Here is a 12,754-nt window from a genome sequence, read left to right on the forward strand (position 1 = left end):
ATTTTACTGGCCTCCAATACTTTGCTGGTTTAGCATCATCATTAATTCACTTTTTTTAAATCCGCAATTATTTATTATTGGTCATTTCACCTTATACAATGTTAATTTATATTAATTTTATTATTTTTTTTCAATACCATCCGTTTGATATACTGCACTTTAATAGAACCATACTCAACATTGAGTATGGACAAACCATAAAGTTTAAAGTAATTTTGTATTGTCTTTAATTTAAATCCTCAGTAATACATCCTCCAGGATAGCTAAACGAAGCAAACTGGATTTTAAAAATTGAATTATAAACTTTTAAAATTAGATGTTATGAAAAGGATTATATTAGCAACTTGCGCGATGCTTATTGCATGTTTGTCATTTGCCCAAATGACGCGACTTTCGGAAAATATAGTAGAATCACCAAAATTCAACGGTACTTCCAGTTGGTATTACGACGATGAATCAGACTGTTCGGCCATATGTCAATATTTGAAGTATGACCTGGAAGGAAACGCAAATTACAGTGAAGGTGTTGTAAACGTTTTATTTACCATCAACGCGGATGGCACTTTAAGTAACTTCACCATTAAAAACTCGGTTTCAAGTGCTACGGACAATGCCGTGCTTAAAAGCATCGAATCAACTTCGGGCATGTGGAGGCCCGGAATGGTTAACGGAACTCCCGCACAAATGCAGAGAGAAATTTTTATTAGCTTTTACGACCCTGCCCATGGCACATTAAAAGAACAGGGAAACGCTAATCTTCAAATCGCCGTAAAAAAATACCATGCGGCTGTTAATCTAAAGAATAGCCTGACTTTATCTGAGGCAAGAGCCTTAAAAAAAGCCAACAACAAATTAAAGTCGGCCATAAAACTATTAGAGACTGCTGAACGATTCTTACCATCAGAACCTTCTGTAGTATTCTGGCAAGCCGCAACCTACGAACAGGTTGGAAATGAAATGCTGAAGACCGAAAAGCTAAATGAGTTTGAAAGTTTGCTTGACCCGGCTTATCAGGCACAAATAGAATTGGTTGACATTTCGCTGTGATCTTATTATCTTTATGGTAAGTCAAGTAAGATCTCATTGTCTTGTCAGTTCCGGATTTGTCTGTCTTTAATCCACAAAATCTTTTAATAACATATTTAGGGTTAGTCCTGCTTAATTCATCGGCTTTTTTAAAGTTTATGTTTTAAGCAGGCTTATACTTTAATTGTCTTCATTAAATAGGAAAAAGTTGTTTTTGCGAAAGCATAAAGCAAATAATTAAGATTCTAAATTATGAAAGTATTTACAGACAAACCTTATCAGGAAATTATTAGTGAAATTGACCAGCTCTTTGTTGAGAACATACTAAATTCGGCTCCTCCATTAAACCGAAACGATATTCTTAACAAAGATTTTAACTGTGCCGACAATCAATTCTGTTATATATCTCAATTTCCGGGTTTTAAGCTCACTTTTATTTCAAATAATTTCCAACGTATATTAGAATTTGACCCAGTGGACATCTCATTAAAGTCCTTGTTTAAATTGATTCACCCAAATGATCTTTCTAACGTATCATCTTCCTACAGAAATGCCTGTGAGTTTATAATTAATAATTATGCTGCCCTGGATACCGGAGCTAATATATTATCCCTTAAGTTCGGACTAAAACATCGAAACAACGAATATCTGGAAGTATTAAACACGAATTACCTGTACGAAAAAAGAGATTGGAACAAAAGCTTTAAACTACTAAGCTACTGCACACTACTTCCTAACCGGCAAAAATGGACTTCTAACACAGATGCTTCAGCAATAAACCTTGAAACTGTTAAAAACAGAAGGCAAACCCCATTCACACTCCGTGAATTGGAGGTTTTAAACTTATTAACCATAGGAAAAAGCAGTCACGAAATTGGTACAATACTTCATATCAGCAAACACACCGTAGATACACACCGCCGGAAAATGCTATCGAAAACAAAGCTGTGCAATACTCCCGAACTTGTGGCGTATGGCTTAACCCACGGACTAATTACAAGTTAGGAACATGACGAAGTGAAATCGAAAAATTCATTTGCGAGCGAACTTATTCCCCTTGGCAATTTATTTTCTTGAAAACCGTTTAATTAAATATCTTTGAAATCTTATAGCCATAAGCTTCTAAAGTGTTGTGCATATTCATTTCGATTGTAACTACGCTTTAGAGATTTATAAGCCATACATACGGTATTATCTATTTGATACAATATTAATTAAACTAACAGGGTTAAATTCCGATGAACAAGTTTTATAAATATGCAATTCTTCTGTTGTTTGCCACAACTACACATATCTCCGCTCAAATTATTTCTACAGGTCACAGTTCCAGTCTGGAAGCCGAATATTCAGTAAGTGACAGTTTGTTTTTTTATACTGATATTTCATCTGCAGCCTTAAGTGCTACACCACCTGTTGGAGGTACCAATATTACTTATACCTGGGAAAAATACGAAAATGGAAGCTGGAACAGTGCAGTCACCGGAAACGATCCCACATTTATCGATATTGCGGACGGTGGAGCATACCGGGTTACTGTCAACGACAATGGCACTCCGGTAGGACAATATGTATGCTGGACTTTTCAGCCCGAAATTATGGAAATAACAGTAGATACTATCTATAGCAATTGTAACAACATTCAATTAAATGCAGAAACCGCTACGAAAACTCTCAATTATATGAATCCTTCAACAGGAGATGCCTATTCTGTAAACTATCAATTGGACTATACCTGGACATCAGATCCTGCGAGTGATCCACAGGAAACATCAGGAGCACAACCGGTTCTGGATGCTCCCGCAGAGCTTATTACTTATACAGTATCCGCTTCAGCTTTTAACGGTGCACATACTTTAGAGGCAGCTTATGACTTTACCGATCCCATAGCGGTCGTGGCCGATTTTAGCTATAATGTATTGGATCGTGAAAACGAAAACGAATTACCCGGTGACAACGAGTTTACAAATTTAACGGATGACTTTACAGGCTCAGCTGAAATTATCGTTTTGATCAATGATTCTTCGAAAGGCTTTAATAAAAGCTATTCCGTTGATTTCGAACTTCAAACATCAGAAGGTGAAGAAAAACCTAGCGAAGATGGCTTAATAGAAATAGTATTCGATAAGTTAGGTGAATATTCTATGATCGTAACAGTTAAAAACGACATAAGCGGCTGTACCGACTTTACAACACTGGGAAACATTAAAATAGAAGAAATCGAGTTACAAGCACCTAACGTATTTACTCCTGATGGCGATGGAATCAACGATGAGTTTAGGGTCGTTTACAGGTCGGTAAAACAATTTAAAATGGTCATTTTCAATCGTTGGGGCCGAAAGGTATTTCATACGACAAACCCCGGGAAAGGATGGGATGGAAAAATTGCAGGTAAAGATGCAGCCGAGGGGGTTTACTTTTATGTGATTACTGCTACGGGGTATAACGAAGGGGAATCCAGAAAATTGGAAGATGCCTTGCATTTGTTCCGGGGGAATTAAGTTCCGTCAGCAGTCGGAAGTAGTTTGTCAGCCAGCTTTCAACAGCCCGCATTCACTAGTTACAGTGAAGACCTCAGTTTTTCGCATAATAAAACATCCGATGCCAAACCACACCGGATGTTCATTCTCAACAATTAAATTAAACCAAACCTATTCAGTGTCCGCTCTTCAGAGCAACCACAAGAATATCATTATGCTTCTGCAAGTTCTTTTTCGTAGTCAGCCAACAGCTGGGCCTGTACATCATGCGGAACAATGTCGTACTTGGCAAATTTCAGCGTAAACATAGCTCTTCCACCGGTAATTGAACTCAGTGAAGTGGAATATTTATCCATTTCTTTCAAAGGTACTTTGGCTTTGATCACCTCAAAACCTTTTTCGCTGCTCATACCTTCAATAAGTGCGCGGCGCCCCTGCAGGTCACTCATCACGTCACCCATTCTGTCCGATGGCACTTTTACCTCAACATCGTAAATCGGTTCCAGTATTTTTGGCCCTGCATTTTTAAATGCCTCACTAAAGGCATTTCGTCCGGCCAACTTAAACGATATTTCATTTGAATCCACGGCATGCATCTTGCCATCGTACACACAAACCCTGATATCGCGGGCATAAGAACCTGTCAATGGGCCTTCCTCCATTTTTTCCATGATCCCCTTAAGGATTGCGGGCAAGAAACGGGCATCAATGGCACCACCAACAATACAGTTATAAAACATCAGTTTACCACCCCACGGCAATTTAACTTCTTCAGTTCCCCTCACATTCATTTTAAACTCCTGACCGTTGAATTTATAGCTTGTAGGCACCGGCATCCCTTCTTCGTACGGCTCAATCACCATATGCACCTCACCAAACTGTCCCGAACCACCGGACTGTTTTTTATGTCGGTAATCGGCGCGGGCTGCTTTAGTAATAGTTTCGCGGTACGGGATTTTGGGACGAATGAATTCGATCGCAATCTTATCATTGTTTTCGATTCGCCATTTCATCGTATTCAAATGGAATTCGCCCTGACCATTAACTATAATTTGCTTCAATTCTTTAGAGTATTCCACCACCAGTGTTGGATCTTCTTCGTGCATACGCAGCAAAGCCTCACCTAACTTTTCGTCATCATGCTCATTAACAGGCGCCAATGCAGTTCTGAATTTATGATCGGGATAATGAATAGGTTCAAAAACATAATCACATCCCTTAACATTTAAGGTATCGTTGGTTTTGGTCTCTTTTAATTTCACGGTAGCGCCAATATCCCCGGCCACCAATTCAGCAATTTTGGTTCGTGTATTTCCCGCCACACAATAAAGCTGGGAAATGCGTTCTTTGGAACCCTTTGTCATATTAATCAGGTCTATCCCCTCGCTGATCTTACCCGACATTACTTTAAAAAACAACACTTCTCCCAAGTGAGGTTCAATACTCGTTTTAAAAACAAAAATAGAAGCCGGTCCATCAGATGTACAGGTAACTTCCCGGCCATCTTTTGTTACCGGTTTTGGCATCTCCGAAACAAAAGGAACAATATTTCCGAGGAATTCCATTAAACGCCGAACGCCCATATCCTTACGGGCTGCCACACAAAACACCGGATACAAATCCCGGGCAATTAAACCCTTGTGCATACCTGCCCTCATTTGATCTTCATCTAAACTACCCTTGTCGAAGAATAATTCCATTAAATCCTCATCATTCTCGGCAGCAGCCTCCACAAGCGTGTTATGAAGCTCATCAGCTTTTTCTTTTTCTTCCGCAGGAATTTCCAGCACTTCCGGTTTACCACCGTCCGGGCCCCACTTATACATTTTCATTTTAAGCACGTCGACAAGGGCATTAAACCCATCACCCGCGTTAACAGGGTATTGAACGACAACCACTTTGTTTCCAAAACTATCTTTTGCTTGTTCTATGGTTTGTTCAAAGTTCGCCTTTTCGTGATCGAGCTGGTTGGCTATAAAAATAACCGGCTTATTATATTGTTCGGTATATCTAAAAAGGTTTTGTGTTCCTACCTCAACGCCTTGCGTAGTATTTAACAGCATTAAAGCAGTATCTGTAACATTAAGGGAAGTGATCGCTCCGGTGATAAAATCATCTGACCCCGGGGTATCGATAAAGTTTATCTTTTTCTCGAGCCATTCGGTATACATCACCGAGGAAAACACGGAGTATCCGTATTCATGTTCTACTTTGTGATAATCTGATACCGTGCTCCGGTTTTCAATATCGCCTCTGCGGCTGATAACACCACCCTCAAATAACATAGCCTCGGCGAGGGTGGTTTTACCCGAGCCTGAACTTCCAAGGAGCGCGATGTTCTTAATTTGATTTGCTTGATATACCTTCATAAAACATTAGAATTGCGGTCAAATCAAAAAATCAAATTTTATAGAAGGAATTTAAATCACAGCCCCCAAATTGAGCTGTTTAAATCACCGTAACTGCATAAATATTTGAAGTTGAGTTCTGACCATGTTAATAAATAAGGGATTGTAGAATGCGCTTATCCTCTTTTTAATCGTACAGAGTAACAAAAGCTAAACGCCTTCAAAGGATATAATCTCAAAATTAATAATATTTAAATAACAATCAAGTAATCCACAATTAAAGTTAGTCCGAATATCCTTCTTTTATCCATTCGCCCATCTTATTCATGAGAATACATAAATAATGACGAAGGCCGTTGGTTGTTGAGGGCGCAGCCATGACAAGCCTGGCTTCGTTGTTGGTTAACTCGTGACGATAAATGTCACGATCTTTGACCTGGCTTTTATTATCATTTCAACACCCATTACAGTCAATTCTAGAACCAGGCATAAAACTCGATACAGATCTAAATTACTTGAAAATTAAATTTTTATAAAACGGCAACTCACGGGACAAAAAATTTATTGATTTTTTTCGGGTTAAAATTCTGAATAAAACATTTTATCATTTTATGTTGAAAGTGTGCTTTATTAGTTGTAATTTGATTGAACTAAACTTGAAGGAATCAGCACAACAAAAAAAGGAGATATGATATTAGACGGGAAAGCTAAAAAGCTTAAAATAATTATACGGGAGACGGAAAAGGTATATCAACGTTCGCTGTATGAAGCCATCGTGTTTGCCGCCAAAAAATATACCCTGGCCGGATCGACGGTTAGCAGAGGCGTTATGGGGTACGGTGCCAATGGATTAAGCAATGCCTCCAAAACCTTTGAACTTTCCGAAGATCCACCCATTATTATCGAAATAATTGATCGGCAAGAACGAATAGAAGATTTTTCAAAAGTAGTATCCGGCCTGATTGACAAGGCCAATGGGGCTGGAATTATCTATATTGAAGATGTCGATATTGTTTCTTATCGCAAGCACGAAGAAGTCAAGTCAACCGTAAAATAATATCACATGACCTCTGGGTTTTTCGAACCTGGCATTAATTTTAGAATCCAGGGTTTAAAAATGGTCATTTTTGCTATCGGTCACCATCCGTCATAAGCCGGATACGGTTTCTGCGATTAATTTTTGCTGTCCATTTATCTGGAGCTATCACCAGGCTGCTTGGGGTTGGCCTTTCATACTCAACAAACAAAGGTTATAAGGTAAGTTGCACGTTCATTGCTTTAATACGAAGACGAAAACCCCCTGTACTGCTATACCTTATACTTTGTATGGGCGTGCGAAAAGCCGTATAAGAGCATTCATGTTTTTGTAATGCGACAAGTAATATAGGTTATATAGGTTAATTTATTTGAGATATTGCGTATTGCTGACTATTTTTGCGCTGTTTTTTAAATTATCAGCTCAAATGAAGTTATCTCTTTTCCTCATTATTTTTATTTCTGCTTTCAGCTTAATTTCAGCCCAACCCCCGCAGGCTAAGCAAGTTCCCAGGTTGGTTATTTTTTTAAATATAGATGAGCTGCGTACCGAACACCTGATCTCCTTCAGGGATAAATTTAGTAGGCTTGGCTTCAATCAATTGGTGAATAAAGGTACTTTTTACCATAAGGGCAACTATAATTCAACCTCATCCTTCAGTGGCACAAAACAAGTGAATATGCATTCGGGCTGCTATCCCAATACGCACGGAATAATCGGAGATTCGTGGTACGCCATTCATACAGAAAACAAGGAGAAATCAAGTCGTTTTATAGCTACAGATGAAACTGCCCAACCTGATTCGGGTTATATCGAATTTTCAAATCTATATTCTACCACAATTTCGGATGAGTTGAATATTTTTTATGGTGGGAAATCAAAAATTGCTGCCATTTCATTTTCTCCCAAAAAAATGGCCTACCAAGGATTTATCGATAAAAAACTAACTTTTTGGTTTAACCGTACTACAGGCGGAATGACCTCAGCGGATTCGGAGGAGTTACCTTGGGTTGAGAAATACAACAGCATGAAGTTTGCGGACGCGTACACCGAAAGACAGTGGGGACCACTTAGAGACTTAAAGAAATACCAGGAGTACATTTCGAAAGAGTCGGTTAAACCGAGGCATTTTATGTATGATATGAGAAGCAAATCCAACTCTAACCTACCCTACCAAAAAATGATTGGATCGCCATATGGCAATGTTTTGTTGCGTGACTTCATGGCTTCACTTATAATTAATGAAGAAATGGGCAAGGACGATTATCCGGATTTGCTGAGCATAAACCTGTCATGTAAACCTTTTTCAGAAGAACCGCATGAAATGTTTGATGCCGAAGTTGAAGATATATTGCTAAGGCTGGACATTCAAATAGAATCCATCATTCAATTGGTAAAAGATAATGTTGGAATGGAACGCACCCTGATAGTTTTAAACTCGACGCCAACCATGGGGTGGCTGCCGGAAACTCTTGAACAAAACAACCTGAACACAGGGATTTTTAACGGTAGAAAAACCGGAGCTCTCCTTAATTTATATTTAATGGCTATTTACGGTCAGGGAAAGTGGATAAAAGGGTACAACGACAAGCAGTTTTATTTCAACCATAAATTATTGGAGAAGGCAAAAATAAACCTGGAAGAGATTCGGGAAAAATCTGCCAAGTTTCTGTTAGAGGTTTCGGGGATAGACAAAACGATTACTGCCCACCACTTAAGGGTTAACGAATATACTACGGGTATCTTTAGCAAGTTTCAGCAAAACTATTTTTATGGCAGATCGGGCGATTTATTTATCTCTTTAAAACCGGGTTGGATCGAAGCAGTAAATGGGGGCCGAACCATCAAATATGAACAGAACTGCTATTCCCCGTTAATATTTTTTGGATGGAAAGCAAAAGCGGAGCAAATATTCGACAGTGTAGATATGATTAACGTAGCCCCTACCATTTGCAAAATTCTGCAAATAACAGAGCCTAATGGTTGCATCGGGGAACCGTTTAAAGAAATAGTGGATTAATCTATCCTTGGATAGATATTTTCCTGACAGACCGCTTTTAGCTTAGTCAAGTTCCTGTATTGTTAAGGTATTGAATTCTAGCTTTTCCACTACAAAGGGATGTTTGAAAAACTGCGAATTAACATTTTCGTCTCTTACCCGGATTACATTAGAACTTCGATATGATCGTTGCAAGGGCATTTATGGCGATGGACGAAAGCAGTAACAAAGTTTACATTAAAAATACTGAACAAGCCAATGATGTAATCAATATAAATAAAACAGGGCTTTACCGAAACAAGGCTTAAAGTGAATCTACGAAGTGCCTTGTTTTGAAGCAATATACAAAAACCAACTGTTTGCACCATGTAATCCGGGTTAAAAGTCCCACTGAATACCCACCATAAGTCGAGGCATAAATTTGGGTTGATCCACTGCATTGTCGGCATCTTTGTACTTGTATTTTGTATCCGACCCCTGCTTGTTTCTGGCATTTACATTATCGTTATCGCGATAGTAGGCGGTATCATGCCCCTGCATCTTAGCGGCCAGATAATAATCCAAACCCGCAGTTGCAATCAGCTTCAAATTATCTGAGATGGCATATCTGCTTTCGAGTCCTCCTCCAATACCAAACTGTTTTGTGGTGATATCAAAGTCTTCGTTGCCGCCCACGTATTTAAAATTACCGTTGAAAAAAGAATAACGTGGCCCAACAAACCAATACGAGTTTGAATTACCCAACAAAGTCATCCCCTTCAATAAATCCAGTCGAAGATCAATGTTCCTCCCTTTTTTTTCGGGAGTTCCATTGGTGGCATCGTTAATAAAAACACGGCGCGCCTTGGAAGAATTTCCCGGGTTTAACCAGGTGTAACCTAAGCCTATCCTGATATCAAAAGGAAATTCTGTGGACAAATCCTCAAAAATGATATTGGTTCCCAGGCCGAAACCTCTGTTTAATCCGGTCAGAAATTGTAAGTCGGCCTTATCCTTAAGCTTACCTTGTGCAGTTACAGTGTGCTCCGCACATAAAAAAGATACTGCCCATAGCACCAACCATATTGTGTTGCGTGATTGAGTATTCATAATAATGTTGTGTTGTTGATATGCAATAAACGCCAATGGTATGGAATTATTGCATGTTAAAAAAAGACCCTCCCTTCTGTTATATTTAAATAAAAAGTTTCATTTATTTTATTACACCTGTAACTTTACGATAATTTGGGCGTCACACCCATACATCGATAACGATTTTCTGGTATTGACAGACAAAACACAATCAAAAAGAGAATCCGCATCGGCATAATAACCTGCTGCTTAATCTGGATGACAGTAAAAGAATATAACAAGGGTGTAGAACAGTATTCCGACAATATCTATCGATTTGTCCTGAAAAACATCAAGGACACCGAAAAAGCGAAGGACATTGTTCAGGATACATTTGAAAAGGTATGGAAAAACCATAAGGATATCTCGTACGCAAAAGTTAAGAGTTACCTTTTTTCCACAGCTTATCACACACTGATAGACGCTATACGAAGAGAAAAATATAAGGCTGAATGGGACAAGGCCGACGATAACAAGTATTATACCAACCAAAGTTATTCCGACCTGAACGAGGTGTTACACCAAGTGCTGGACATGCTACCCCCCGATCAGAAAAATGTTATACTGTTGCGTGATTATGAAGGGTATTCGTACAAAGAAATTGCTGATATAACACAACTGAGCGAAGCACAAGTGAAGGTTTACATTTATAGGGGTAGACAGTTTTTAAAAAATTACATCGGTAAAATCGAGGTATTAGTGTGACTATGATTACAAAGGAAAATTATGAAATATGGATGATGGATTATTTGGACGGAAACCTTTCGGATTCCCACAAAGCCTTGCTGCTTCAATTTTTAGAAAAAAATCCCCAAATAAAAGAAGAACTGCAAGGTTTAGATAAAATCATTTTAAGTCCTGATGAAGAGGTACACGCCCCAAAAGCCAACCTGTTAAAGGCACCGGAAGCCTATGCAGACATGGCCTATCCCGATTACATAGGGGCAAAAGAAATAGAAGTCGGATTAGACGAAGATGAAAAAACCTGGAAAGCATCCTACCTGCAAGAGTACGATAACAGGTTATTTTTACTTTACCCCAAAACTATTTTAAAAGCAGATCAAACGATTCAATACCAACCTAAAGGAAACATAAAGCGGGCCGTGTTGATTCCAACCTTAAAGCTGAACACATTGCGCAAAGTAAGTGCCGCTGCCATCATTACTTTTTTGCTTTCGTTTGGAGCCATGCCATTCCTCAAAAAATCGTCTGATGACATCCAAACCGTTGCAGTAAATGATCCTCCATCGTTAATTACCATGCCCAAAACCAACACCCAAACAACAACACAGAAAAGCAATATTAAAACTAAAAAAGAAGAAACCGAACCATATCATGTTGTCCAATATTCAACAGAAGCCGTAACAAATACAGCAGATCAATCCGTACCTGAAAAAGTAGAATATGAATCGCTACCTAAAAGAGAGATTTATCCATTGAAAACAGAAAAAGTAAATGCCTACGAATTAGGTTTAAATGCCATGATGCCTATTGTTATTGCCAACAATTTATTGGAAAGAGAACAGAATTATTTGGCCATGCAATCGGAAGTTAAGGAAGAAAGCCAACGCTTAAGCCGCAGTGCCAAAGCAATTGCAAGTGGAGTTAAGGTCATTAACTTTTTATCGGGTAACGAAACAAAAATGAAGAAAGTCTTAAACCAGGATGGCGTTATGGTAGCCTATGAGGTAGAGTCTGATAACATCTCTATTAGGCAAAGAATTAAAAACAAACCTGTAACTAATTAAGCGCCTAAGCGTCCTAAAAATGAAACGTCCGGAAGTTTCGATTATTGGATGCAATGTGCGAGTTACATTTAAAAACGAGAATCATGTTTAAATTATATACATTATTAATTATTTGTACCATTCTTATTCCTACCGGAATTTTCAGCCAGGAAAAAGAAAAGAAAAAGCAGAAATCGACCGACATTATCCTTATAGATGATAAGGACGACAGAGCGGTTTTTGGTTTTCCCAATGCCAGAGTTGAAGTTAACGAACACAACGATACCGTGGCTAAAATTACTATTGGCCGCAGAAGGTGGGAGTTTATTGAAAATTATGACGACACCAAAGTGAGAATGGTTAAGGTAAATAGAGAAAACTTTAAAGGGCATTGGGCTGGCGTTCAATTGGGTTTTTGCAACTACGAAGAAACCGACCAGGCCAATTTTATGGACTTGAACTCAGGAAAGTCGATGACCGTAGGCATTAACTTTTTACAGTACAACATTGGCTTGCAAAAAACCAAGACCAACTTTGGATTAGTAACCGGCATGGGTTGGTCGGTATACAATTATCGTTTTGACAACAACTTTCTGATTATGCAAAACGATGAAGGCATTACCATAGGAGAACCAATAACAGACAGAAAGGTAAAAAAAAGCAAGATAGTTACTTCTTATATCAATATTCCACTTTTATTGGAACTGCAAACTTCCGAAGAATCCAATGTTCATGCTTTTGTTTCGGCGGGAGTTTATGGAGGTTTTAGGTTAGGTTCGCACACAAAAACGGTATATTTTGGCGACGATAAAAAGAAATCGAGACAGGATATGAACATCAACCCGCTTCAATATGGAGTCATGTTTCAAGTAGGCGTCAATTTTATTAAGTTATATGGTACTTACAACTTTTCATCTTTATATGAATCGGACAAAGGGCCCGAGGTAACACCATTTACCGTTGGTTTAACGCTGGCGAACTTTTAAACAGATATCAACCCTTGTGACAGCTGATCAAATAAAACTCAATTT

Annotated in this window: 10 protein-coding genes; 8 read left to right on the top strand and 2 right to left on the bottom strand. The window is 38.6% G+C overall.

Features of this window, described 5'->3' with window-relative positions; genetic code table 11:
• Positions 1-321: 321 nt before the first annotated feature.
• The 3 genes from ACT29I_RS09740 (at position 322) to ACT29I_RS09750 (ending at position 3,524) form a co-directional block, all read left to right on the top strand.
• Positions 322-1,047 carry an energy transducer TonB gene (locus tag ACT29I_RS09740; RefSeq protein WP_444793314.1) on the top strand — a complete coding sequence of 242 codons (726 nt, stop codon included), beginning with the start codon at positions 322-324 and terminating at the stop codon, positions 1,045-1,047.
• A gap of 231 nt (positions 1,048-1,278) precedes the next feature.
• The gene (locus tag ACT29I_RS09745) at positions 1,279-2,031 is read left to right on the top strand and encodes a response regulator transcription factor (RefSeq protein ID WP_444793315.1); all 753 of its coding nucleotides are present in this window, start codon (positions 1,279-1,281) and stop codon (positions 2,029-2,031) included.
• A 233-nt stretch (positions 2,032-2,264) separates the two neighbouring features.
• A complete protein-coding gene (locus ACT29I_RS09750; protein WP_430935522.1) occupies positions 2,265-3,524 on the top strand; it encodes a gliding motility-associated C-terminal domain-containing protein in 1,260 nt (419 codons plus the stop codon).
• 191 nt (positions 3,525-3,715) lie between these two features.
• Here ACT29I_RS09750 and ACT29I_RS09755 read toward each other — a convergent pair whose 3' ends face one another.
• Complete coding sequence (locus ACT29I_RS09755) at positions 3,716-5,872, bottom strand: elongation factor G (protein ID WP_430935520.1); 2,157 nt, start codon at positions 5,870-5,872, stop codon at positions 3,716-3,718.
• Between the two features lie 667 nt (positions 5,873-6,539).
• Between ACT29I_RS09755 and ACT29I_RS09760 the strand changes: the two genes are divergently transcribed.
• Positions 6,540-6,908: a DUF190 domain-containing protein gene (locus ACT29I_RS09760; protein ID WP_430935518.1), complete on the top strand. Its 369-nt coding sequence runs from the start codon at positions 6,540-6,542 to the stop codon at positions 6,906-6,908.
• A gap of 406 nt (positions 6,909-7,314) precedes the next feature.
• Positions 7,315-8,907 carry an alkaline phosphatase family protein gene (locus ACT29I_RS09765; RefSeq protein ID WP_444793316.1) on the top strand — a complete coding sequence of 531 codons (1,593 nt, stop codon included), beginning with the start codon at positions 7,315-7,317 and terminating at the stop codon, positions 8,905-8,907.
• Positions 8,908-9,264: 357 nt separating this feature from the next.
• On the opposite strand, the gene ACT29I_RS09770 is transcribed toward ACT29I_RS09765, so the two are convergent.
• On the bottom strand, positions 9,265-9,975 hold the full coding sequence (locus ACT29I_RS09770) for a hypothetical protein (RefSeq protein ID WP_444793317.1): 711 nt from the start codon (positions 9,973-9,975) through the stop codon (positions 9,265-9,267).
• A 240-nt stretch (positions 9,976-10,215) separates the two neighbouring features.
• Between ACT29I_RS09770 and ACT29I_RS09775 the strand changes: the two genes are divergently transcribed.
• From ACT29I_RS09775 to ACT29I_RS09785, 3 genes are all read left to right on the top strand, one after another.
• Positions 10,216-10,701, top strand: coding sequence for an RNA polymerase sigma factor (locus ACT29I_RS09775; protein ID WP_430935512.1), 486 nt, complete (start codon positions 10,216-10,218; stop codon positions 10,699-10,701).
• A 2-nt stretch (positions 10,702-10,703) separates the two neighbouring features.
• Positions 10,704-11,744 carry a hypothetical protein gene (locus ACT29I_RS09780; RefSeq protein WP_444793318.1) on the top strand — a complete coding sequence of 347 codons (1,041 nt, stop codon included), beginning with the start codon at positions 10,704-10,706 and terminating at the stop codon, positions 11,742-11,744.
• A gap of 83 nt (positions 11,745-11,827) precedes the next feature.
• The gene (locus ACT29I_RS09785) at positions 11,828-12,709 is read left to right on the top strand and encodes a porin family protein (RefSeq protein ID WP_444793319.1); all 882 of its coding nucleotides are present in this window, start codon (positions 11,828-11,830) and stop codon (positions 12,707-12,709) included.
• Positions 12,710-12,754 lie beyond the last annotated feature (45 nt).

This window comes from Saccharicrinis sp. GN24d3, from assembly GCF_052400645.1.
In the GTDB taxonomy this organism is placed as follows: Bacteria; Bacteroidota; Bacteroidia; order Bacteroidales; family Marinilabiliaceae; genus Saccharicrinis.